General features: G+C 62.9%; 18 protein-coding genes and 1 pseudogene. 6 read left to right on the top strand and 13 right to left on the bottom strand.

The annotated features are described in order from the left end of the window. Nucleotides 1–15: 15 nt before the first annotated feature. Together ACN9MX_RS14180 and ACN9MX_RS14175 are read left to right on the top strand one after the other, a co-directional pair. On the top strand, nucleotides 16–1,338 hold the full coding sequence (locus ACN9MX_RS14180) for a sensor histidine kinase (protein ID WP_426387150.1): 1,323 nt from the start codon (nucleotides 16–18) through the stop codon (nucleotides 1,336–1,338). 306 nt (nucleotides 1,339–1,644) lie between these two features. Beyond that, nucleotides 1,645–2,634 carry a LacI family DNA-binding transcriptional regulator gene (locus tag ACN9MX_RS14175; protein WP_363738834.1) on the top strand — a complete coding sequence of 330 codons (990 nt, stop codon included), beginning with the start codon at nucleotides 1,645–1,647 and terminating at the stop codon, nucleotides 2,632–2,634. Nucleotides 2,635–2,756: 122 nt separating this feature from the next. On the opposite strand, the gene ACN9MX_RS14170 is transcribed toward ACN9MX_RS14175, so the two are convergent. From ACN9MX_RS14170 to ACN9MX_RS14145, 6 genes and pseudogenes are all read right to left on the bottom strand, one after another. Continuing rightward, nucleotides 2,757–4,193 (bottom strand): glycoside hydrolase family 16 protein, encoded by a 1,437-nt coding sequence (locus tag ACN9MX_RS14170; protein WP_414714666.1) that lies wholly within the window; start codon nucleotides 4,191–4,193, stop codon nucleotides 2,757–2,759. 252 nt (nucleotides 4,194–4,445) lie between these two features. Next, nucleotides 4,446–4,798 (bottom strand): annotated as a pseudogene (locus tag ACN9MX_RS14165) (tyrosine-type recombinase/integrase). A gap of 76 nt (nucleotides 4,799–4,874) precedes the next feature. Further along, complete coding sequence (locus tag ACN9MX_RS14160; RefSeq protein WP_363831179.1) at nucleotides 4,875–5,276, bottom strand: thiol-disulfide oxidoreductase DCC family protein; 402 nt, start codon at nucleotides 5,274–5,276, stop codon at nucleotides 4,875–4,877. After that, nucleotides 5,269–5,802 carry a DUF4166 domain-containing protein gene (locus tag ACN9MX_RS14155; protein WP_426387149.1) on the bottom strand — a complete coding sequence of 178 codons (534 nt, stop codon included), beginning with the start codon at nucleotides 5,800–5,802 and terminating at the stop codon, nucleotides 5,269–5,271. The genes ACN9MX_RS14160 and ACN9MX_RS14155 overlap by 8 nt, the downstream gene beginning before the upstream one ends. Beyond that, a complete protein-coding gene (locus ACN9MX_RS14150) occupies nucleotides 5,799–6,272 on the bottom strand; it encodes a DUF2269 family protein (protein WP_363831185.1) in 474 nt (157 codons plus the stop codon). Before ACN9MX_RS14150 ends, ACN9MX_RS14155 begins: the two co-directional genes overlap by 4 nt. After that, a complete protein-coding gene (locus ACN9MX_RS14145; RefSeq protein WP_363831187.1) occupies nucleotides 6,265–6,615 on the bottom strand; it encodes a DoxX-like family protein in 351 nt (116 codons plus the stop codon). The genes ACN9MX_RS14150 and ACN9MX_RS14145 overlap by 8 nt, the downstream gene beginning before the upstream one ends. On the opposite strand from ACN9MX_RS14145, the gene ACN9MX_RS14140 reads away from it, so the two are divergent. Both ACN9MX_RS14140 and ACN9MX_RS14135 read left to right on the top strand, forming a co-directional pair. Beyond that, nucleotides 6,604–6,930 (top strand): sigma 54-interacting transcriptional regulator, encoded by a 327-nt coding sequence (locus ACN9MX_RS14140; protein WP_363831190.1) that lies wholly within the window; start codon nucleotides 6,604–6,606, stop codon nucleotides 6,928–6,930. The genes ACN9MX_RS14145 and ACN9MX_RS14140 overlap by 12 nt on opposite strands. A gap of 22 nt (nucleotides 6,931–6,952) precedes the next feature. Beyond that, the gene (locus tag ACN9MX_RS14135) at nucleotides 6,953–7,255 is read left to right on the top strand and encodes a hypothetical protein (RefSeq protein WP_363831193.1); all 303 of its coding nucleotides are present in this window, start codon (nucleotides 6,953–6,955) and stop codon (nucleotides 7,253–7,255) included. Nucleotides 7,256–7,759: 504 nt separating this feature from the next. Here ACN9MX_RS14135 and ACN9MX_RS14130 read toward each other — a convergent pair. After that, nucleotides 7,760–8,545, bottom strand: coding sequence for a DUF3658 domain-containing protein (locus tag ACN9MX_RS14130; protein WP_426387148.1), 786 nt, complete (start codon nucleotides 8,543–8,545; stop codon nucleotides 7,760–7,762). Between the two features lie 395 nt (nucleotides 8,546–8,940). On the opposite strand from ACN9MX_RS14130, the gene ACN9MX_RS14125 reads away from it, so the two are divergent. After that, nucleotides 8,941–10,428, top strand: a complete 1,488-nt coding sequence (locus tag ACN9MX_RS14125; RefSeq protein WP_426387147.1) for an EF-hand domain-containing protein — start codon at nucleotides 8,941–8,943, stop codon at nucleotides 10,426–10,428. 300 nt (nucleotides 10,429–10,728) lie between these two features. Here ACN9MX_RS14125 and ACN9MX_RS14120 read toward each other — a convergent pair whose 3' ends face one another. Both ACN9MX_RS14120 and ACN9MX_RS14115 read right to left on the bottom strand, forming a co-directional pair. Then, the gene (locus ACN9MX_RS14120; RefSeq protein WP_363831202.1) at nucleotides 10,729–11,454 is read right to left on the bottom strand and encodes a hypothetical protein; all 726 of its coding nucleotides are present in this window, start codon (nucleotides 11,452–11,454) and stop codon (nucleotides 10,729–10,731) included. A 106-nt stretch (nucleotides 11,455–11,560) separates the two neighbouring features. Beyond that, complete coding sequence (locus tag ACN9MX_RS14115) at nucleotides 11,561–12,268, bottom strand: TonB-dependent receptor (protein ID WP_363831205.1); 708 nt, start codon at nucleotides 12,266–12,268, stop codon at nucleotides 11,561–11,563. Between the two features lie 527 nt (nucleotides 12,269–12,795). Here ACN9MX_RS14115 and ACN9MX_RS14110 point away from each other — a divergent pair. Continuing rightward, entirely contained in the window at nucleotides 12,796–14,427 is a 1,632-nt protein-coding gene (locus ACN9MX_RS14110) for a tetratricopeptide repeat-containing sulfotransferase family protein (RefSeq protein WP_363831208.1), read from the top strand. On the opposite strand, the gene nagE is transcribed toward ACN9MX_RS14110, so the two are convergent. From nagE to ACN9MX_RS14090, 4 genes are read right to left on the bottom strand one after another with little or no spacing between them, the layout of a single operon-like run. After that, the gene (gene nagE, locus ACN9MX_RS14105; RefSeq protein ID WP_426387146.1) at nucleotides 14,415–16,136 is read right to left on the bottom strand and encodes an N-acetylglucosamine-specific PTS transporter subunit IIBC; all 1,722 of its coding nucleotides are present in this window, start codon (nucleotides 16,134–16,136) and stop codon (nucleotides 14,415–14,417) included. The two genes, ACN9MX_RS14110 and nagE, sit on opposite strands and share 13 nt — an antisense overlap. After that, on the bottom strand, nucleotides 16,133–18,652 hold the full coding sequence (gene ptsP / locus ACN9MX_RS14100; RefSeq protein WP_426387145.1) for a phosphoenolpyruvate--protein phosphotransferase: 2,520 nt from the start codon (nucleotides 18,650–18,652) through the stop codon (nucleotides 16,133–16,135). The genes nagE and ptsP overlap by 4 nt, the downstream gene beginning before the upstream one ends. Then, nucleotides 18,649–20,925, bottom strand: a complete 2,277-nt coding sequence (locus tag ACN9MX_RS14095; protein ID WP_426387144.1) for a family 20 glycosylhydrolase — start codon at nucleotides 20,923–20,925, stop codon at nucleotides 18,649–18,651. The genes ptsP and ACN9MX_RS14095 overlap by 4 nt, the downstream gene beginning before the upstream one ends. A gap of 14 nt (nucleotides 20,926–20,939) precedes the next feature. Further along, the gene (locus ACN9MX_RS14090) at nucleotides 20,940–23,627 is read right to left on the bottom strand and encodes a TonB-dependent receptor (protein ID WP_363831219.1); all 2,688 of its coding nucleotides are present in this window, start codon (nucleotides 23,625–23,627) and stop codon (nucleotides 20,940–20,942) included. Nucleotides 23,628–23,849: the final 222 nt, after the last annotated feature.

Here is a 23,849-nt window from a genome sequence, read left to right as displayed (position 1 = left end):
ACCATCGGGCGGTTCGTGGGCCTGGCCTTCCTCTGCCAGTTCCTGGTGACCGGCGGCGTGCTGCTGTTCGTGCAGCAAGCAAGCCAGCGTACCGTCGTCGCCGCCGATCGTCAGGCGGCGGAGGATGCCCGCGACGACCTGCTTGCGCTCCATCGCAGCGGAGGGACCGCCGCCCTGCGCGCGGAGATCGCCCGACGTTTCCGCGCGGTCGAGGGGGAGCGCGCCGTGCTGCTGCTGACAGATCCGTCAGGCCGCCCCGTCAGCGGCAATCTGGGCGCCTGGCCTGCCGGACTGGCCGCTGACGGACGCTGGCAGATCATCTCGCTCTACCGCGTCGGCCGCGACGAGCCCGAGCCGATGGGCGTCATCCCGATAAGATTGAAGGACAACACTCAATTGCTGGTCGGCATGGTGGTTTCCAACAGCCTGCAACTTACCCGCATCTATGAGGAGGCGCTGACCGCCGCCTTTGCAATAAGCCTGGTCCTGGCGCTGGGCAGCGCGATCATGCTGGGCCGCATCCTGGCGCGGCAGGTTTCGGACATCGCGGAAACCGCCAATGACGTGGCTGTCGGCGCGCTCGACCGGCGTGTGCCGACCGACGGCAGCGGCGACGCCTTCGACCGCCTGGGCCAGTCGATCAACGCCATGCTGGAGCGAATCGACGCCCTGGTGACGCAGTTGCGCATGATGACCGACGGCCTTGCCCACGACCTCAAATCCCCGGTGACGCGCCTGATTTCCGTTGTCGAGCAAGCCAGCGCCCAAACCGCCGACGACACCGCGCTCGACGCACTGGAAAAGGTGCATCATGAGGCGCAGACGCTGCGATCCATGCTCACCACGGCGCTGCTGATCAGCCGGACCGAAGCGGGATTCGGCGGCGACCAGCGGCGCGACACCGATGTCATGGAACTGCTGCGCGATGTGGGCGAGATCTACGGCCCGCTGGTGGAGGACAGCGGCTTTGCGCTGACGATCGCGGCCGCCGATCCGCTGGTCTTTCCGCTCCATCGCGAACTGGTGAGTCAGTCGCTCGCCAATCTGATCGAAAATGCGCTCTATTATGCTGAGGGGGGCGATCGCATAGAAATCAGCGCGGCGATCGACAATGGCGATCTGCTGATCACCGTGGCCGACAACGGTCCGGGGATTCCGGCAGAGAGCCGGGCCGCCGCCCTGAAGCGCTTCGGACGGCTCGATCCGGCGCGCGGCAAACCGGGATCGGGACTGGGCCTGTCGCTGGTCGAAGCGGTGGGGCGGCTGCACAACGGCATGGTGACGCTGGCTGATAATGGGCCCGGACTGAAGATCCTGCTGACCTTGCGGCGACCCTGAAAAGCGCATCCCGGGCAACGATCAGGGCGTGCAGTTCCACCGACCGCTGCCCAGGATGGTATCCGTTGTCGTGCTTGGAGAGTATGACAACGTTGTCCAATCGATGTAGACCCCTGTGGCTGCCAGATCAAGGGCATTTTTTCGTGACAATCCCTGCAGGAGTGCGCCCGGCCCGCCTGGCAGCAACGGCGGCTTCGCAAGAGGAACCTCGGGCCGCGGACAAACCGGGTAAACGCTGTTCCATCCCCCGGCCTTCCATGGCAAGAGCGGTGCCATGACGGCCCTTTTTCCCATTCAGTACTGCTGATGTCCAACATTCACGACGTTGCGGCCCTGGCCGGCGTATCCATCAAGTCCGTTTCGCGCGTGGTCAACAAGGCGCCCAATGTGAGCGAGGAACTGCGCGAACGGGTGACGACGGCGATCCGCCAGCTTGGCTATCGGCCCAACCAGTCGGCGCGGCGGCTGGCCGGCGGGCGGTCTTTCATGATCGCCTTCCTCTACAACAATCCCGCCCCTTCCTATAACAGCGGCATTCAGTCCGGCGCAGCGAACCGATGCCGGGACATGGGCTATCATCTGGTGGTCGAACCCATGCCACTGTCGGGGGAGGAGCGCTTTGCCATTCTCGACCGGCTGGTGGCGGCGCTGCGGCCAGATGGCGTCTTCCTGGTGCCGCCCCTGTCCGATGATGCGCAGTTGCTCCAGCGCCTGTCCGAACTGAAGCTGCCCTGCGCCCGCATCGCCGGCTCAGTGATGGCGGAGAGCTTCAACATCCCGACGCCGGAGCGCGCGGGGGGACGGATGGTCGCGGATCATCTGATCGGCCTTGGCCATCGCCGCATCGGCGTGATCACTCCGCCCGCCAGCCACAAGGCGGCGATGCAACGCGTCGAGGGTTTTCGCGACGGCATGGCCGCGGCGAAGCTGCCGCTCGATCCGCTGTTGTTCGTGGAGGGCGCCTTCGATTTCGAGTCCGGCATCAGCGCAGGCACGCATTTGCTGACCCAGGACCAGCGTCCCACCGCCATCTTCGCGACCAATGACGACATGGCGCTTGGCACCCTGACCGTCGCGCATCGGATGAAACTGCGCGTGCCGGAGGATCTGTCAGTGGTCGGCTTCGACGATACGCCCGCCGGCCTCACGGCCTGGCCGCCGCTCACCACCGTCAGCCAGCCGCTTGAGGAGATGGGCCGTGCCATGATCGACGCCCTGGCTGGAAGCGCCGATGATGCACCGCATTTCACTTTCGACCTGGTGCAGCGCGACAGTTCCGGCCCGGCGCCCGCGTGACGGTTTGACGGCTCATCCCTGACCATGAAATGATCAGCTGGGATGGCGCTGAAAAACGGGCCGGATCGCCCCGGTGATAGCGCAAACACGACCCTTCCGATCCGGCACCCTGCCTCATCCCGTCAATTGGAATAGATTTTGATATCCTTGACGATCATATCACCCGAGCCATCGGCATAATCGCCATTGGTTTTTACAGCGACATCCATGATCGGATACCAGCGGAAGCCGGCGAACGGATTGACCGCCTGATAGGTTTCCTTGCCATCGATGAACCAGGTTATGTAGTCGGGCTGGATATCCACGGCAAAGCTGTGAAAACCCTTGGTGAACCCGCCGATGCCGTAGACCTCGTCGCTGTTCATGAATATGCCCTCCTGGAAGGTGCGGGTGATATTGGCGCCGCCATGCAGGGTGTTGGCGGTATAACGGTCGAAATCCCACCAACTCTCGAAGCCGAACCCCTCGTAGATATCGATCTCCGGCGGCCAACCGGCCGTGGAGATGAGCCAGAAAGCCGGCCATGACCCGCGCCGGTCGGGCATTTTGGCAGTGAATTCATATTGGCCATAGCCGATCTGGACCGGCCTGGTGTTGTGGCCGCTGAGGACGACCGAGCCGTAATCATAGGGGACGCCGTCCCACTCCAGCGGCTGTTTCAGCTTCTGGGTGTGCATGACAAGCCCTTCATCCGTGTAGCGCAGCGGCGCCTCGATCCCGGCATCACGATATACCCAGCCATCGAGATAAATGCCGGTTTCCTGGTTGCCCGGCTGCGAGCGGCCGTTGGGCAATTTGGTGGACCAGGCCTTGTCATGGCCTGCATCGGACCACTTCAATGTGTCCCGGCTCATCCGCCACTGAAGCGTGCCGCTTGGGCTGAAGGTTCGGGGTTCCCGGCCTTCTGTCTGCGCCGGCGTTGCTTCCTTCTGAAAATCGCACTGCACATAGGCGCGGTCGGTGCCCATCATCCCGCCCCAGGGTGCCTCAACGAACCGGACGATGAAATCAGCCCCAGGGATCCCAAGGATGATCGGCACCTCCACCGTCTTGGTAAGCGGATCGCCCGGGCGGAAGATGACGGATTTATAGATGGGTTGGTAATTGATTCCGGCAACGCCTCTCACCAGACCGGTCCCATCCTCTGTCATGACCCTGGCAATCACGGTGTTCGGGGTGGGCCGGTCCAGGCTGATCGGAACATATGCTATGGTGGACCCGGGCCGATAGGTGGCTGGCCCGACGGATGCCGTGGCTCTTTCCGGATATCGGGTGCCATTGGCGAAGTCGAAACTGGCAAAATCCCCGGCATCCGTCGACAGGGAGGAAGCAGCCGCCAACTGCTGCATAGATGCGTCGTCTATGGCGGAGCGCATGAATGCCAATGTGTCGAACGCGTCATCCGAAGCATGACGGCCATCTGTCGCCGCGAGCCGCGCTGTTCCACCTGAACGTTGAAAATCGACGTTTGAGGTCAGGCCCCAAGCGCTGACACAAACCACAAAAAGACATGCGAACAAAGCGCTCGAAAGCGAGCGCGAGAACGATGATTTTTTCATGATGCAACCCCCGTTGCTTTTTAGGCCGATAGGCCTTCTGTCCGCTCCTTCTTCAAGGGCAGATAGTCTCCGGCAATGTAGCCGTTCGAGTCTATCACATTGATTATCATATATTTTATTGCATCTGAAACGATCCTGAATGCGCGCCTCATCGGCTTTGCAGCACCTTTCATCGTGCTGCCTGCGGATGGCGTTTGGGACTGGGTGCCCGGATTGGTGAATCGCACGGAAGCAAACAGGGCTGCTGCTATCTTAACCCATGTTGTACAGATTCCCGGCAGACCGGAGGGACGGAGCGATCTCGATGCCTTCGGCCAGCGTCAGGCCGTCTTCTACATCGACGCCGAGATATCGGACCGTGTTCTCGATCTTGGAATGCCCGAGCAGGATTTGGACCGCGCGGAGATTGCCCGTGCCTTATAGATGATGGAGGCCTTTGTTCTACGCAGAGAGTGCGTGCCATCGCGGAGCCGCCTCTTTCGGTCGAACCAAAATCGAATTTCCCAAATCTGTTTGGACTTCAACGCGCGCTTTGAACCAACCTTCCTGCCCGCATTCCAGGCGGGGCGTTCTGAAAAGGCGGGGTCATACACTGAATGTCCCATGACACATCTCTGTTGGCCGCAGGTGGCCGGAGACAGAATAGCGGGACGGTGCATTTATGTGCTCGCGCTCCGTATATCATGATAACCGATCAGCGTCTTTAGGATGCGGGATCCAACAGCTCTCGCGTTTGCCAAAAATGCGGTAACGGTTACGGGCGACCCAGCGATAAATCGGATCACGCAGGTTTCTGGGTATAAGTGCTGCAGCACCGGCGATCCGCCACGGCCAGCCAAGGCCGGCGTAGATCGATATCACTGCGTCGCTGTCGCGCAGCACTCTGTCCCCGTCGATTACCAGGATCGTGTCCGGATCGCTCGGATCAACGCCGTGCCGACGAAAGAGATCGGCACCCACCGCGCTCTGCATCGACGCCAGCCGATAGCGGCGGTCGCGGTCATGCGTCATGATGAACTGGGCATTGGCGGAGCAGAGTACGCACTCGGCATCGAACAGGATGATGGGGTGGGCATCAGTCATCAATGCGCTCCATCTGACCGGTATAGCGAATGACATGCCCTAACCATGGAAGGCTCACCGGCACGTCAAAGACATAATGCCCCGCCTCTTCCCTTTCCCGTGCATGGCAGCGCGGACGCGCCCAGCGCGGGAAGGGAATGCCCAGAAAACGAAAGCCGACGAGGTCCAGATGAAGCAGCCCGGCGATTATCGAAATCTGGAAAATATTGGTGGCCGGTCCCATCCGCTCGATCATCAGCCCGTTGCGTTCGGCCAGGCTGCTGCGATAGCGGCGCCCGGCAAAGGTCCGGCTCCACCGTTCGGCGGTGCCGGTACGCTCGAACAGAATGGTGACGGGCACATCGTCCCCCGGAGAGGGCAGCTTCATCATTCGGCATAGCAGTCTGGCGATCGGATTTGCGCTGCGCGTTACGACAGCCGTGCCTACCCAGAGCCGCCTATCGTCCGCATCATGCGCCTGCCGCAATATCGGTGGCAATCGCTCCATATCCTGCCCCAACAGGCGGCGGAACAAGGGGGTGGTCATAGTCCTATCTCCGGTTTGGCGACCATCAGCCAGAAGATGATGATGACCCCGATGAAGGCCGGCCAACCTAGCGCGAACCACCAGCGGGAAAGGCGGAAGTAACGCGGCGGCAGCGGTATGCCATCAGGCGTTGCATCCGCGATCCTTCGCATGGCGATCTGGATGCAGACGACCGGCAACCAGCAGGCTCCCACCAGCAGATAGAGGAGCATTGCCGCAACAAGCCACCCGCTGGTCAGGGGAAAGCCCGCAATCTGCGCCAGCCATATGCCGGTGAAGGGCTGGACGATGACGGCGGAGGTCGTGAACAGCCAGTCCGCCAGCACGACATTGCGGTTCACCACGCGGCGCGCGTCCAGCGACCCGGCGCGGTTGGCCATCCAGCCATGGAAGGCGGTGCCCAGCCCGGTGCCGAACAGCAGGGTGGAGCTGAGGATATGGATCGTCCTCAACAGCATATAGTCATCCATGGCGAATTTCCTTCGCGTGGACGGCCAACGACAGGCCGAGTACGGCGATATTCTTGACGAGCGGGCCGAAGGGATCGGCCCATAGTTCGGGAGCGGCTGCGGTCAGGATCGCGGTATAGGCCAGCATCAGCGCGACACCGGCCAGTGCTGCGCCGCGAACCCTTGCCAGCAGAGCGATGCCGATGGCTATATCGGCGAGCGATCCTGCCCATAGCGTCGCAGTCGCAGCGGAACCGCCAAGGCTCACGCGCGCCAGCCATGTAGCGATCAGATCGGGCGGTGCGAACGCCAGCGAGACGACCCGACCTTCGCGCCCGCCCCGGTGGTGGTGATGACCGGTCATGCCGACCATGCCCTGGCTTTGAAAGCGGTACAGGCCGGAGCATGGGATTTTCTGGCCAAGCCGGTCGATCCGGACATGTTGCAGGTGGTCATCGCCCGTGCCGTCGAGCGCGCCCGTCTCGCCCGCGAAGTGGCGCAGTTACAGGCGCAGGCGAGCGGCGGCGAGGATATGGGCCTGTTCGGCGTATCGCCTGCGATGGCGGGCCTGCGCGATCTCATCCGCCGCGTCGCGCCCACCCAGTTGCCGGTGATGGTGCTGGGTCCAAGCGGCACCGGCAAGGAACTGGTCGCTCGCGCGATCCATACGGATTGTTAACCTGCCGGAGTGGCGGCATCATGTGCTGACCCGTCTGCGCGACGAGGCCGACCGTGCCGGCGATCCGGTGCTTGCTGCACTCCACGACGAACTTCGCGCTTTACCCGCCCCGGCGAGCCGTCATCCTCCCGGGCCCGGCGGGCGTATCGCCGTGCCTCTCGTTCTGCGCGGTTCGAGTGACGGCCAAAACCTCAGCTTCATCTCCACAACGACCGTATTCGGGAGCGCCACCGACATCACGCTCGCCGAACTAACGCTCGAATGCTTCTATCCCGCGGATGACCAAACCCGGCTAGCGCTGCGCCCGACAGATCAGCGGGGATGACCGCTACCATCCGAATCAGTCGCTGTGCGATCGTACCTCAAACGGCCTGATCGCGTCTGATAGCCACACTCCTACGCAAGTGCAGCATTGTTTGGCCATTCAATCGCTGCGATTTTTTTACCTCGAAAGATCTGTCGCATTGGTGAAACCGATTCTGAACTCGGCCTCTGTGACACCCACCCGGATCTCGAGTCAGTAGGCGGGCAATGGGATCGATAAGTCTGCTATCGGCAGAAGCTGCCATGTAAATTCGCTCGTCGAACGGCGTAAGCTAGGTCGCAAGCTACCGCTTCAAAGGTAGCCTGTGGAGTGGCAAATGCCGCCGACAAAGCAGTCGCTCCCAGGGCCAAATTCTCCGTCGTAACCAGCCATACATTCATGCACTCGAGCCGACCGCCGAATGACCGGGACGGAAAATGGCGCCGGGTAGCCCTGTGGTCGGAAAGGGTGGGAAGAGGACTGTCTGCTTTGCGGCTGCTGGCGTTGGTAAGCTGCTAACTGAGCCTACGCCGCGCGCTTAATTTTCACGGCATTAGCTACACTTCCACCAAAGAGTGGGGGTTCACCATCGCAGGAAATCTGACCATTATTGATGAGCGCACGAAGCCGCCATAGAAGCAAATCACTACCGGCGGATTGTCCAGTGTCCCAAATGTCGCCCATGGCATCGGCGATGACGCGATGAAACTTCGTCCAGCCAACTGGGCAGCGTGCAAGCAAAAAGTCATCAAAGTAATTGTCCGGCGCGCTCCGAAGGTACCCTCCCTCGGCGACGACGCGGACGAGGGCATTTTCCGCAACCAACGTGTTCCATAGATCCTCGGGAAAGCGTAAAGGGTCCCATGGCACGCGAGGGCATTCATCATAGAGTTCGCCCATTGGCTCAAGGCCAAGTTCACCTAGTTTAAGTGGTGATTTGCCGTTCCAGGTTCCGCGAAGGTTATAGTCAGCGATTGCCAATCTCGTCCCGTTTCCGCCGAACTGCGAAAGATACCAGTAAAGACCGGCCTGTTCCGTAGCTGATGCCGGGGCGATCCAAACCAACCGTTCAGGATTTCTGGCTATATGGTTTCTAAATCTGACCTCGCTCTCGGCAAGCCAGTCTCGCTTACCGAAATCCATTGGCGCGAATTGATCGAGCCATACCTCTCGATCAGCAAGATCACCATGAGAGATGGGACCGAGATCAAGCTCTTCAGAAATATCAGCCACTTCTTCAGCGATATCTCTGGCGCGCAGTAGTTGCCGAAAGGTCCCCGCAGCCGAGGCACAGAAAAAAATGTGGATCATCAATCACCTCGTGCGCGGTCTTGGACAATGGAATGCTCAGGCAGTCTTATTATGCCCTTAACAATGAGGGATGATATTGAGGAGTGGCGGCTTTTGGCATCGATCGTAGGGACTGTGAACGTCCATAATTGGTCGCGAGCCGTCCGGCAGCTTGCCCGTTCCGGACCGGACGGTCGCCAATGGAGCGGCTCTTGCGCGAATCGGGGCCGCATATGGCTGGCGGGGGTGGTGAGCGGACGGTCTGGTTGGGGGTGTTGGGCTGAACGGCATGCTAGCGCGACAAGGCGGTCGCACCGCTCACTCGTGCAATCGGCCTACCGAACCATTAACCTGACCCTGTAACAGTGCGTTGTGGCAGCACCTTTAAAATCTGGGGTTCACAATTGGGGGTGACCATGAAGACCGCGGCTTCTGTTACAGCGATAGCAATCGTGTGCGTAGGAGGTTTTGCTTTCGCGACGCTTACCCCGCAGACGGATGCGCCTGTGAGCTCTCCTTTACTCTTGGAGCAATTGCGCTCGGGCTCAGTGTTGGAACAGTATGTTGCTCAAATGGTGGGCAGGCTCCGGCAAGCGGACCGTCAGGGTGATGGCCTTGATCGAGACGACGTCAAACTGGATCTGGCAGCGGCGCGCGCCCAAGCGCGAGCCAGTTCTGTAGCAGAGTTTCTTCGGTACGACCTCGACGGCAATCTCGAAGTCACGCGTTCAGAGGTCGAGCAGGTGATGAAGCGAGATGACGACATCTCCACCGCAAACCAGGTAAATCGACTGCTCAATCGCGCCGATGCCAACGGCGACGGGAAAGTGACCGTAGTTGAAGCTGCAGCGTCGAACCGTATGTTTGGCAGCCGCAATCAGCTGGATGGTATGCTGGACCTTGATCCGGATGGCGACGGAAAGCTCACGCCGCAAGAATTGACAGCGCTGGCGGAACACGCCTTTGCAAAGGTCGATACCGACGGCGACCAAAAGATCTCGCAGGGTGAATACGCCGTGATAGCGCCCAGTGTGCGGGAAGCGCAAGTTGCCAGCTCCGCACCCGTGTGCGACTTGCCGGTCTTGTCGGGTGAGGCAAAGTTGATCGCGTTCGGTGCTTATGAAGGTGACGCTATTTCATCTGCCGTGATAGGTGGACCGGACGAAGAGACAAATATTATAGACGTGGCGATTGAACCAGGGTCCCAGCCGCTTTACCTCGTCCTTACGTCCTATGAATCAATGGTCTGGCGTTTCACGGGTGCTACCAGCCGCGTGGCTCGTGCCGTGGTCACGTCCCTCGGAACGGAAGCTGGTATCTCTGCATCCGGCGTCGTGGGTCTTTCCGCCCGAAAAGTGACAATCGGCGATCCCGACTGCCCGCGGTATTTCTACAAGACGGACTCGCAGTCCACCGTTGCGGCAGCAACGCTCCACCGATCCCTCGGACGTGTGCCCGACGGGATTTCCGGCAGCTATTCCGTTCAGCGCGTGTCGCTCCCATCCGGTCAAATCGTGCGCGCAGAACGCAACTCCGCGCCGCTGCCACAAGGCTTCGATGCGCAGATGTGGCGTGAGGCTGTCAGATTTTGGCCCGGCGGACTTGTAGCCGTCAATCCGCGCAGCGTGGTGGCGAAAGGGCCCGTCGAAGCCTACAAGGTTCTGCCGAGCCAGATGGGGCTTTCACAGTTGCTTGGATCAGGCGCCATTGAGCGTAAATCCAACGGCGCGTTAAGGATTGTTCGGCCGATCGCACACATGCCGCCCAGCATGGGAGGTGCGCATTCGGTCACGTTGATCGTCGCCAGCGGCGTGCCTGTTCCTCTTGGTGATCCGGTCCATAGTTGTATTATAACCGAAAGCTCCGGGCAATCACGCGGCGCGGCATGCCGTGGTTCGGATTAATCAAACGGGGGGCCAAAAACCCCATAGCACGGTCGAATGTCTGCTTGTGGCGCCGCGAAGCTGACAGTTTAAGTCGGCTATTGGTCGACGGGCGACAGGCAGCTATTTCTGCCCACGATCGTGTCGCCTGTCCTAAAGAGGACCGGCGGCTATCCCTTCTTACCCGCCGGTAAGGCGACATTCCGAAATCGGCCAGTTGCCGTCGCCGGCGAGTGTCTGAACGTAGGGCAGCTTTTGGCGAGCTAATCCGAAGCAAGGAATGACGGCTATGTTAGCGTTCGCCGGCATCCCCCAGGTGCCCTACTTCCCCACTGAAAAGCTGTACGGAATATACAGAAATACATCGGTGTTGCTGACTTGAGACCAGGCGACGGCCCGGTCGAGGCCGCTGACATTCACGGCATAGTCCGCACCATAGAAACCGACTGCGCGGTTCGCTCCCGCGGCGATGCGGCGGTAGATCTCGTCACGGTACTGGTCGGGATTGACGATGGTCAGCGCCAAGCCCCCTTTCTGTTCGATCTGCGAACGGCCCGTGGGGGGCACGGCCTTGACGAAGGCGGTGATCCTTTGCTGGGCGTTGGAAATCGAACCATCCAGCCTGACCTTGACCTTCAACCGAGCAATTGCATTGCTGCCGCTATCCTCGAAGCTCGGCTTGGGCTTGCTGTCCTCTTCTTCGTCGTCATCATCCTCGTCGTCCGCGTCGGCGTCGACCTTGCCCGCGAGGGCGGGAAACTGGTCACGCCAGTTGTCGCCGGTGATCTCGACCACTTCGAACTGACCGGTGACAAGACTGAGTCCCTCACGCTTGGCGCGGTCGAGCGCGGCGAGGAGCATGGCCTGAACCTCACGCCGGCGCATTTCAGCGTCGCGCGAGTCCGACATGATCTCGATGTTCCGCACCGCTGAATCCGCCTGCCGCTTGAGCCCGATGACCGGCGGTTTCTCGACCACGGCTCCTGCGCCCGGGCTCGGGATCCTTTGAGCCGTGACGATGACTTCGCTGGCATCGTCCTGCGCCAACGCGGAACTCGTGAAAGCCGCGCTCGCGAACAGGGCGAGGCCGGGAATTATAAGACATGAAAGGGATTTCATGGCACCTCTTCTCATTGCGTCGGGCCCCCGCGGCCTATTTCGGCACGATGGTGTACTTGTAGGGCAGGTACAGGAACACGTCGGTGCTACTTACCTGTGACCAGGCGACTTGTCCGTCGATCCCGCTGATGTGGAAGGCGAAGTCGGGTCCGAAGATGCCGGCGTTGTGCTTGGCATCCTCCGCGACGAGCTTGACGATGTCGTCGCGGTACTGGTCGGGATTGACGATTGTGAGCGTCAGACCGCCGGTCTTGTCAATCGTCGCGCGGCCGGAACCCGAGATCGCCTTGATGAAATCGATCAGTTTCTTCTCGGCGACCGCGGCCGAGCCAGCCAACTTTACCCTCAGCATGATGTCAATCTTGCTGGTGTCGACCCGGCCCGCGTACTGGAACTGCAGTTCCTGGTAATTCGCCTTCGTCACGGGGGACAATTGCACCGTCCCGGAGACCAGTTCGATGTCGGCATCCGGCGCGCGGTCGAGCGCGGCCAGTAGCACAGTATGGATCTCCTTCTTGCGCGTAGTTTCATCGCGCGTGTCCGACGAGATCGAAACAGGCATAACCGCCGCGTCGGCCTGCCGCCGCAGACCGACCACCGGGCGGTCTTGCTGGGCATAACGGGTATTGAATCGATTGCCGGTGACGATCACCTCGCCAAGTCCCGCAGGACCGGCCTGCTGCGCAAGAACAGACGGTGCACCGATCGCAACTGCCGCCGCCAACAAATACCACAATTTCATGAAGCCACTCCCCCACATGAGGCTTCATGATTTCGCACGAATTTGCAACGTCCGCTTTTGCTCCCGATAGCCAAGCTGCAGATCCGCAACTGCGGTTGAGGGCGCTTATCGCTTACCAGTGAATGTAGGACTGCTTTCAAGCAAGTTGGAGGAGCGCCGCAACGTCCGCAATGTTGGCGTATGCCGACAGGCGGACCGCCGTTGAACCGGAAGGTGCCGACCAAAGCCGGACACTGAACATCGCCGGAGGAATGGCCGAACTTGAGAAAATCGGACGTTGCCACCACTGCGACCTACGCGAACTCAGAAGCGAAAGTCTCCTGCAAAGCCGGTGCGGTTCACTTTCTGGTTGTCTTCATCACCGTGCAGTCCTCAAATCGATATTAGGTTAACACCCCGTCCGAATTATAGGCACCACCTCACCTCAACCGGTCTATACAGCTCAGTACCGAAATTGGTAATCTGGCCCCTAACCGTAGAGTCGAAATCCGTTGCAAACTCCGCAAACTTGCCCTCCGATTGTGCCCATGCACAGTGCGATTGATCTGGCACGACAAGCGGCCCGCATGGGCCGCTGGCAGGAAGCCGAGGACCGGGTTCGCGCGATTCTTTTGCATGATCCGTACGCCATTGACGCGCTGGAAGTTGTCGCCTTGTCGCGCCGTCAATTGGGCGATGTTGCCGGATCGGAAGCGGCGTTGCGCAGCGCGATCGCGATCGCGCCGGATAGGCGCTGGCCCTATGGCGACCTTGCGCGGCTGCTGATCGATGCGGGCCGACCGAAGGAGGCCGAAACCCTCGAGCGACAGGCGCTGGCAGCTGACAGCGCCAATGCCGATGCCCATATGCTGCTGGGACGGCTGCTGACCGATCGCGGCTTGGCTTTTGAAGGCGCGCAGCATCTGCGGCAGGCCATTGCGCTCGCCGGACGGCATCCGGAGCTGCTTTACGGGCTCGGCCGCGCGCTTTCGCAACAAGGGCTGCTCGATGACGCGCGCCGGTTGCTGGAAGAGGCGGCCGGGGCCACGCCGCTGCACCTTGCCACGTTGGCGGCGCTTGCCGAAGTGGAAGAGCGCGCCGGCCGCTTCGCGCAGGCCACCGCCTGGCTCGACAAGGCCGATGCGGTGGCGCGGGGACAAGGCCAGGACGTCATACTTCAGCGCAGCGTGCTTATGGCACGGATGGGAGACGAGGCCGCCGGGCTGGCCCTGCTCGAAATGCAACCGGAACTCTCTGGCGCCGCCATGCTGCAGCGCGGGCGTCTGCGCGACAAGCTGGGTCGCGGCGACGAAGCCTGGAGGGACTGGACCGAAGGCAAGGCCTTGATAGCGCGGGCCGCCGGCCGGCGCTACATGGCTCAGGCCATCGCTGAGGAAGCCGCAGAACTGGCAATGCTCGCCCGGACGATACTCCCGGCAGGAGCGGCACCCCGCGATACAGGTGCAGAGCCGGTGTTCATCCTCGGCTTCCCACGCTCTGGCACTACGCTTGTGGAGCAGATCCTGGCTGCGCACGATCAAGTTGTTGCGGGAGGTGAATTGCCGTTCGGACCGGAATTGCGCGAATTGGCGGAGCCGTTAAAAAGCGCTGATGCCGCTGTGCTTCGCGAACACTATCTGGCCCGCGCCGGGGAATATGGCCTGACGAAAGGCCCGGCACGCTTCTTTACCGACAAGATGCCGCTTAACGAATTCCATTTGCCCCTCATTCGCCTCGCCTTCCCGGCGGCGAAAGTGATTCGCGTGGTACGCCATCCGCTCGATGTGCTCGTCTCTGTGCTGAGCCACGATATGACGCATGGCCAGAATTGCGCCTATCGGATCGAGGATGCGGCGCGACATTTCGCACTGATTCAGCAGCAGGTTGCAGCATATGAAGGCGCTGGCCTCGTGATCGATCATACGCTGCGCTACGAGACCCTGGTGGCGGATCAGGAAGGGGAAACCCGCGCGCTGATGGCAGTACTCGGTCTGGACGTCCAGCCCCGGCAGCTTGCCTTCCACCGCGAGCCGCGCCATGCGCCGACGCCAAGCTACGCCCAGGTGCGCGAGCCGCTGAACGATCGCTCGATCGGCCGCTGGCGCTATTTCGCATGCGAGATCGAACCGATACTCCCGCTTGTTTCCGATGCGACGAAAGCGCTGGGTTACGCCGCTTGAAGCGCCTCGTTCAGCGCGTCGGCACCCGCCACCAGCAATTGCACGCCGTCATCGGTCCGCGCGACCATCCGCACGCCCAGCGAAATGAGCGCAGCCTCGTCGAGCGCATCGGGTGAAGCCAGATCGAGCCAGAGGCGGCTATGCGCGGCGCCTGAAGCACGGATATTCGTTTGGCCGCCGAGTGCCGCGAGCCACGGAATCGTATCGACCTTGGGCGCCAATGTACTTCCGGTCGAGCCGTTGGCCGGCGCATCGCTTGCCGCTCTGAGAGGTCCCGCCGCCGCGCGCATTTCTCCAGCGATGATCTCTGCCTCCGGGCCAATCACCACCTGGAGATTGTGGTCGGACAGGCGCACAAGCCCCTTGGCTCCCAGCGCGCGTAATCTGGCCTCGTCCGCCCACGCCTGATCGCGGATCTTGAGGCGCAGTCTGGTCGTGCACGCGGCGATGTCGGTGAGGTTTACTGCGCCCCCCAACGCCGCAACATAGGCCGCACCTCGCCCTCCTTCGACCGGCAGCGGTACGCTCGGACCCGAAACTTCGTCCTCGCGCCCCGGCGTCTTGAGATTGAAGCGAAGGATCGCGAAGTGGAAGATGCCATAATAGAGCGCGCTATAGACGAGGCCCACCGGCAACAGCAGCAGGGGCCGCGTCGCCTTGCTATAGTTGAGCGCGTAATCCAGCAGTCCGGCGGAGAAGCCGAAGCCCAGCTTCACGCCTAGTGCGTTCATTAACGCCATCGCCACACCGGTCATCAGTGCATGCAACGCATAGAGCGCGGGGGCGAGGAACATGAAAGTGAACTCGATCGGCTCGGTCACGCCGGTCAGCGCGGCGGTGAGCGCCATCGAGAGCAGCATGCCGCCTACTTCCTTGCGCCTCTCCAGACGCGCGCAGCGGTACATGGCCAGGCAGGCGGCGGGCAGGCCGAACATCATCACCGGGAAGAAGCCCGACATGAAGGCCCCGGCGGCGGGATCGCCCGCGAAGAAGCGGTTCAGGTCTCCGGTCGCGCCGTGATAGTCACCGATGATGAACCAGGCGACGTTGTTCAGGATATGGTGCAGTCCGGTGACTATCAGCAACCGGTTGAGCGCGCCGTAGACGATCAAGCCGAAGGGCCCGGAAGCAACCACCGCGCGCGAGAGGCCGTCCATTCCGGCGGCGATTCCCGCATAGCCCGCGCCGAATACCAGCGCGAGGCCAAGCCCTGCCAGTCCCGACAGGATCGGCACGAAGCGCTTGCCGCCGAAGAAGGCGAGATAGGTGGGCAGCCGGATATTCGCGTAGTGGTTATAGAAACTCCCCGCGATCAGCCCGGACAGGATGCCTATCGGCACCGCAAGCTTGCTGATCGCCTTCTCGCGCCAGGCCGCGTCCGCCAGTGCCGCCAGCGCATCGGGAAGACTGTGCGTGACGCTGCCCGGCATCACCACCAGCGCCTCTGCCCCGCGCGTCGTGACGATGAAGCAGACAAGCCCGGCAAGGCCCGCCGCGCCGTTGTTGTCGCGCGCAAAGCCCACCGCGATACCGAGTGCGAACAGCAGTCCGAGGTTGTCGAAGATCGCGGCGCCTGCTGCTGCCACGAAGGCAATGTCGAGCAGGTCCGGCTGGCCGAGGCGCAGCAAGAGGCCCGCCACCGGCAGCACGGCGATCGGCAGCATCAGCGATCGGCCGAGCGGCTGCAGCGTATCGAGCCAATGCTTCATTGTGCATCCTCCAGAACCAAGCTTGCCAGTGCCCGGACCGCATCGGCATCGGGCAGGTTCAGCGCGCGCCGTGCGAGTGCCTCGCAGGCCTGCCGGTCAAGCCCGCGTATGACCTGCTTGGTCATGGCAACGGCGGCGGGCGGTGCCGACAGTTCGTCCAGCCCCAACCCGACAAGCAGCGGCACCGCGACGGGATCGGCGGCAAGTCCGCCGCACAACCCGGTCCAGCGGCCATGCTTGCGCGCGCCCTTCACCGTTTCGACGATGAGCCGCAGCACCGCCGGGTGCAGTGCATCGAGCCCGGCGGCAACGCTGGCGGTGGTACGATCGCGCGCGAGGGTATATTGCGAAAGGTCGTTGCTGCCGATCGAGAAGAAATCCGCCTCGGCGGCGAACGACCCCGCCAGCAGCGCGGCCGCCGGCGTCTCGACCATGATGCCAAGGTCTGGCATCGGCCTGCCCATTTCCCGGGCAAGTCTGCTCAGTGTCCGCCGGGCCTCGGCGATCTCGGCGAGGTCCGAGACCATCGGCAGCATCACCCGCAGGCCGCCCGGCGCGTGGATCGCCACGAGTGCGCGCAACTGGTCTTCGAGCAGTGCGGCATTGGCAAGCTGCAGGCGAATGCCGCGCAGGCCCAGCGCCGGGTTCTCCTCATGCGGCTGGGCCAGCCAGGGCACCGGCTTGTCCGCCCCAATATCGAGCGTGCGCACGATGAGCGGCCGGGGGCCGAGCGCATCGGCGATGTCCTGGTAGGCCTGCCGCTGTTCCTCTATCGTTGGTGGCACGCTGCGGCCAAGGAACAGGAATTCAGTGCGCAGCAACCCGCAGCCTTCGGCTCCCGCGCTTACCGACGCATGCGCATCGGTGAGCGAACCGAGGTTGGCGAAGACTTCGATGCGCGCGCCATCGCGTGTCACCGCAGGTTCGGCGCTGCGCGCTTCGGCTGCGCGGCGTAAGTCGGCGAGCGAGGCGGCGGCGGCCCGGGCGCTCGCCATCTCGCTTTCCGAGGGATCGACGGTGAAGTGCCCGTCGCGGATCATGAGCTGCGTGCCCGGCTCGATCAGGTCCACGGCGGGGCCAAGGCTGCAGAGCATGGGCAGGCCGAGCCCGGCGGCGATGATCGCGACATGCGAGGTCGTCCCGCCCGCGCCGCAGGCGATCCCGGCGAGCCCGGCACCGGCCAACGCCATGAGCTGCGAAGGCAGGATATCGCCGCCGACCAGGATCGCGCCCAGCGGGGGTAGAGCGGAATCGCCTGGCTGACCGCTCAATGCGGCTAGCACAGACTGTTCGATGTCCAGCAGGTCCGCCACGCGTTCGGCAAAGCGCTTGTCGGGCGAGGCGCGCAGAGGCTCGGCAAAGCGCGCGATGGCCGCGCTCCACGCCGCCCCCGCGCTGCGCCCCGCAGCGATCGCGGCAATCGCCCCGGCTTCGAGTTCGGGATCGTCCAGCATGGCCGCGTGCCCGGCGGCAATGGCGGCAAGTGGCCCCGCAGCTTGCGCCTTTTCGCAAAGCCGCGCGCGGACATGTGCGAGAGCGGTGGCAAGCTCTTCCCGCTCGATCTCGATGCCTTTGCCTTGATCCGAACATTCGGAATGGCGCACGGCGACATGCCAGGCGGGACCGATGGCGATGCCGGGCACGGCGACCCCACCGCCGAGACGGCGCGGCAGCGTGATCGCGGCGGCGGCCGGACGCTGACCGGGAATATCCTGGCCCACCGCCAGGTATTCGTCCATCCCGCTCTCGATCAGTGTGCAGACGGCGTCGAGGGCGGCCACCGCCCCGACGCCGCGTGCGCGCAGGGTCACTCGCGTCCCGTGCGAGAGGGAGAGCGCCAGAACGGCGACGGCGCTGCGCATCGAGGCCGTGCGACCATCCGGTGCCATAACCTCCAGCACAGCGCCATGGCTGGCAGCGAGCGCGGACAACCGCGCCGCGGGGCGTGCGTGCAGGCCGTGGGCGAGCGGGAGGCGCAGCGTACGTTCGGCCAGATCTTCCATGATCTCGGGCGATAGCAGGCCTTGGCCGCCACCCGCCGATACCAGCGGTTCAAGCTGCAGCAGCATGTCTCCCGCCGCGATCGCACCAGCGGGGGCCGAGGCGGAAATGCGGAACGCCTCGCCGTTAGTGACCACCATCGGCGTCACCAGGGAGCGCGCGCGGCGGGCGAGCAGGGCAAGGTCGAATGCGATCAGCACGTCGCCATCTGAAACCCTGTCCCCCTCGGCGACCTGCGGCTGGAAACCCTCGCCGCTCAGCGCCACCGTATCGAGGCCGATGTGCAGCAGCAGAACCGGCCCCGCGTCGAGTTCGATCGTCACCGCGTGGCCCGCCGTGTGGACCGACACGATCCGCCCGGCTCCCGGCGCGCGCAGCATGCCTTCGGTGGGATCGATGGCGACACCGTCACCCAGCATCCGTCCGGCAAAGACCGGATCGGGCACGTCCTCAAGCGGCGTAACCCAGCCAGTCAGCGGGCTGGCGATCGTGATTGTCTCTTGCGGGGCCATCATGGTTTCAGCGTCAGCCTATCGAGCACCCACAGCGGGTCTACGCCTTTTTGAGCGAAAGTGATGCAGAGATCGTGGTGTCCGGTAATGGGCGCGGAAAGGGCGCCTTCGATCCGGCTGACACCTGCAATCGTGCTTGCGGGAGCAAGCGGAAGGCTGGCGATGACTGGTCCGTCGCAATTGTCGAGCCGCACCTTGAGCGCTTCGCCGTCGTTACCGGCCTGCTCGATCCGTACTTTCACCATCGCCGCGCCGAGCGAGAAATTGTAAGGCCGGTGGCCCACATCGGCGGCGATGCGCGTCACGCCGTCCAGCGCCGCCCCGTGCCAATTCCAGCAGGGGTGCATGACATCGACCGTGTGAATGCGGCGCACGCCGCCGGTCGGCGCATCGTCTTCCAGCCGCAGCGGCAGGTTTTGGGTGCACAGTTGCATATCGCCGCCGGAAAGGGTGCGGCTGAGCGCGGTGAAAACGGTCCAAGTCCGGGGGCTTCCGAGCGGTTCGCTGCCCGCGAAAGCCTGGGCCGTAAGTACGGTGCCCGCCGCAAGATCGAGCGGTTCGGAATAGGCGGGGGATGCCGGCACCGGCGCGCTGCCATCCAGCGTGTAGCGCAGCGTGCCGATGCCGACCGGCTGTTCGAGGACAGCCTTGATCGCGCCGCCATCGGTTCCGGTAAAGCGGCCGGTGGGCTCAAGCGGCGTGACGTCAGATCGGAAACCGAGCTTGCGCTCACGCGCCATCGCGCCGAGCAGGCGCGGCGAGAAGCTCTGCCAGTCGCGCGGTGCCGAGGTCCAGGCGATCTCAGCCAGCACGTCGGCACGGGGCCAGATCATGCGGTCGGCATATTCGGCGGTGCGCACATGCTCGGTCCAGAGATTGACCTGCAGGCCAAGAATGTGTGCGCGCTCGTCCCCGCTGAGTGCGGGAGGCGCGGTTTCGGCTTCGTAGAGCCTCCGCCAGCTCACGATCTCGCCGCGGCCCGGCGGTTCGTTATCGGAGGCGCTCTGGCGGTTGTCGAGATAGAACACTGGCGCGGGGGCCAGCACCGTGTCGTGCCCGGCCTTGGCCGCTGTGACGGCGCCGTCGCTGCCGCGCCAGGACATGATCATGGCGTCGCCGGGCACCGGCGCGGCAAGGATCTCGTCCCAGCCGATCGCGCGGCGGCCATGTGCGGCAAGATAGCCGGCAAGGCGGCCGGTGAACCAGCCCTGCAGTTCCTCGGCATCCTTGAGGCCGAGCGTCTTCATCTGTGCCTGGATTGCCGGATTGGCGTTCCATTGATCCTTCGTCGCCTCATCGCCGCCGATGTGGATCACCTTGCTCGGGAACAGGCGCATGAGCTGGTCCAGCACCGCTTCGCAGAAAGCCAGTCCGCGCTCGTTCGGGTTGATAAGGTTGGGCAGGATGCCCCAGTCGTTGGCGGTCGCCGCCGGCGGGTTAGGAGTCGAAGCGAGCCAGGGATAAGCGGCGATGGAGGCCGTGAAGTGACCCGGCATGTCCACTTCCGGAACAATTACGATATGGCGGTTGGCGGCATAGGCGATGATCTCGCGGATCTCCGCCTCGGTGTAGAATCCGCCCGAACGCACCGGCTTGCCGCTGTCAGGATCGATGCCCTCGGCGCCCGCCTCATGCCGCCAGCCGCCGACCGACGTAAGGCGGGGATAGGCAGGCACCGGCAAGCGCCACCCCTGATCGTCGGTAAGGTGCCAGTGCAGCGTGTTGAGCTTCACCATGGCCATGCGGTCGATCAGTTCGCGGATATAATTGACCGGCTGGAAGTGCCGCGCGGAATCGAGCATGACACCGCGCCAGCCGTAGGCCGGTGCGTCCGCTATGCGTATGGCGGGAAGGGCTTTGCCGTCGCCAGCAAGGATCAGTTGCCAGAGCGTTTCCGCGCCATAGTAGAGCCCGGCGTCGGTGCTGGCGGACAGGGTCACGCCGGCGGCGGCCACGGTCAGGCGATAGGCTTCGGCGCCGGAGATCGACGGATCCCGCAGGAACCGAATTGAGCCGTGCTGCGCGGCCGGGATCAGGGGACGGCCCGAACGCTTGAGCAGTGAGCCCAACCTGTCCGCCGCCGCCCGCGCTCCGGCGTCGTCTGCCTGCAGGCTCGCGCCGGCGAGGGAGAAGGAACCGTCCTCCTCCGTCACCGACGCGGGCAGCGGCAGCAGGGCAGGCGGGGAGGAGACCGCCGCCCGTACCGGTACCGCCGTCATGGTGAGGAGCATGACGGCGGCAGTGGCTGGTGCCAGCTTACGCTGTGGTTTTCGCATCGCTGGCATGTCTCTCAGAGTTTCAGCTTCGCACCGACCCAGAAGGTGCGGCCGTTGTCATAGTAGGCGCGCGGGATCGAGGGATCGCCGACGTAGTAGTAAAGCTTCGCGTCGGTCAGGTTCTGCGCATCGACCGACAGCGCGACGTTCTTGGTCACGTTGATCAGCAGCGAGCCGTCAAGCGAGCCGAAGTTATCCTGCCACATCTCGGTATTGCGATCGAGGCCGGAGCGGAACTTGGAACGGAAGGTATAGGCAAGGCGGGCCGAGATCAGGCTGTCTTCGTAATACCCGGTCAGGTTGAAGGTGTTGTGCGAATTGCCGTCAATGGTGCCGCCGCCCTTCTTCTTCGCATCGGCGTAGGTGTAGTTGGCGATCACGCCGAAGCCCTTCCAAATTGGCTGCTGCCAGTTGACCTCTATGCCCTGGTTGTGGCCGCCGGGGCCATTGATCGGACCGGAGAAGGAGAAGGTCGCGCCGTCGGGATGCTGCAGCGTCTTGAGGAAGATCGTGCCGGTCGAACTGGTGATGTAGGATTTGATGTCGAGGTAGAAGAGATTGACCGAGAGCAGAGCGTTGGGAGCATAGTACCATTCGGCAGCGAGGTTGAAGTTCCAGGCGCGGTAGGGATCGAGGTTCGGGTTACCGCCGGACGTCGCCGCGAGCGAGAGATCGTCCGCGGTGAAGGCGCCGGCAAGCTGGGCGTAACCGGGCCGCGACATGACCTTGGCGACCCCGCCACGCAGCAGGAGGTTGTCGGTTGCCGTGTAGGTGACGTTCGCGCTGGGGAGGATATCCCAATAGCTGCGGTCAGTGGTTACCGAACCGCAGGTGCCGCAGAAGATCGACGTTGCATTCGCAACCGCCGCGTTGGGCGAATACTGCAGCGTCTGCTGCTCGGTGTGCACCGCACGCACGCCGATGTTGCCGCGCCAATGGCTGTCGTCGTCGAAGCGGGCCATGGCATAGGCCGCCTCGGTCTTCTCCTTCACCGAGAAGCTGGCCTGCGGATAGAAGGCAAACTGGCGGCCGCCGTTGGTGGCCAGTTCCTGCAGCACCAGCGCCTGATTGGCGAAGGAATAGCCGGTCACGCTGCCGATGCCGTCGCCGTAATCGGACGGGGTCGTGTCTCCGTCGAAGACCGTACCGAGGTTGACGCCCTGAGTGCCAGAGTAGGCACCGTTCCCCGCCCAAGCATAGGCAGTATAGTCTAGGCTGCGCTTGTGGTTGGTATAGCGTCCGCCGACCTTGATCGATTTGAGGAAGCTGCCATCGAAGTCATATTCGGCATCGAGTTTGCCGTAGAGTTCCTTGTCCGGCGAGACGATCTTCCCGCCCCACGACCAGCTATAGTAGTTGTCGAGGTAGGCGGCGGAAGTAGTGTCAGACGGCAATCCCGGATAGCCGACGGTCGCACCCTTGCCGCCAAATGCGTAGCTCGCGCCAGTGTGCCAGTAAGTCTCCCAGGCATAAGTGTCCGACGTGGCGCCCGTGCCCTTGGTATAGCCGAGTTGGCCCGTCAGCGTGAGGTGGTCGCTCGCCTGCCAGGTCATGTCGGCGTTGAGATCCCAGGTCGAGGAATAGGCCTGGCGGAAGATGTCGTCCTGCACCTTCCCGTTGGGACTCCCGCCATTAGCCGTCGTATCGGCCCAACTGGCCGAGGTGAGATAGCCGTTCTTGATGGTGTAGTCTGTCAGCGCGTAGCCGTCAGTACCGGGCGTCGAGTTGTTGCTCAGCAGGCTTGACACCCACATCATCGAGTTGCGGTTGACGTTGTTGGCGTCCATCCGCGTGTAGAGCCCGTTGAGGTCGAGTTCGAAGCGGTCGCTCGGCTTGATCTGAATAGCCAGCGTGCCGCCCTTGCGGATGCGTTGTTGGGTAAAATAGGCCGAGCCGATGAGGTTGGGCGCCGAGACCGTCTGGCCGGTTCCGTCGAAGTCAGCATAGTCGCCATAGCCCAGGAATTCCTGCCCGTCGCGGCGGAAGCTGCGCTTCTGGTAGAAGCCGGTGGCGAGCACGCCGAAGGTCTCGGCCTTGTTCTTCCAGCTTACCAGACCGCTGACCTGCGGCGTCCACTTGCCGGCGAGGTCATTGTAGTTTTCCTGGGCAGTGAGCGAAATCGCGCCCGCCTTGAGATCGAGCGGCTTGCGGGTCTGCACGTTGACCGTACCGCCGATGCCACCTTCGGGAATGTCCGCTTCGGAGCTTTTGAAGACTTCAAGGCTGCCGACGATCTCGGAGGGCAGCAGGCCGAAGTCGATGCTGCGCCCGCCTGTCGTCTGGTCCAGCACGAACCAGTCGCCGGTGGCGATTCCGTGACCGTCGATAAGCGTGAGGTTGAGCGCCGGGTCCGTGCCGCGGATCGAGATGTTCGAGTTCTCGCCGAATCCGCCCGCGGCCGAGCTGCCGGTGACGACATTGACGCCGGTCAGGCGGCCGAGCGAGTCGGCGACGTTCTTGTCGGGAAACTTGCCGATGTCCTGCGCGGTGACGATTTCGGAAACGAGGTCCGATTTGCGCTTGGCGTTGAGCGAGGCCTCGATCGAGGCACGCAGGCCGGTAACGACGATTTCATCCTGGTCGCCACTCGAGGCGGAGGGGGATGCGACGTCCTGCGCCTGTGCCACCGTGGCGAGGGCGAGAGCGGCGGTGCTCGCCGTGACGGAGAGTAGTGTGTAACGAATCGAACGGGATAGAGACATGAGGTACCCCCTGATGAAGCCTGATTCTAATTGGTATCTACCAATGCAAACCCATAAATCGGCAATCCCGCATGGTTGCTTTACGATTCGTGCAGATTCGCCAGCGGTCGGGAGTGGATACTCTCAATTTGTCACAAAAAGGCAATACCAAAAATGAGGCCAATCTAAAATTATCGCATTTTGGTATTGCAAAGGCATTATATTTGCGTTTAGACCGGTTGG

It is taken from the genome of Sphingobium sp. R-21 (assembly GCF_049913335.1).
Classification (GTDB): domain Bacteria; phylum Pseudomonadota; class Alphaproteobacteria; order Sphingomonadales; family Sphingomonadaceae; genus Sphingobium.
The sequence above is the reverse complement of the archived record's forward strand: the minus strand, read 5'-3'. Positions and strand labels throughout refer to the sequence as shown.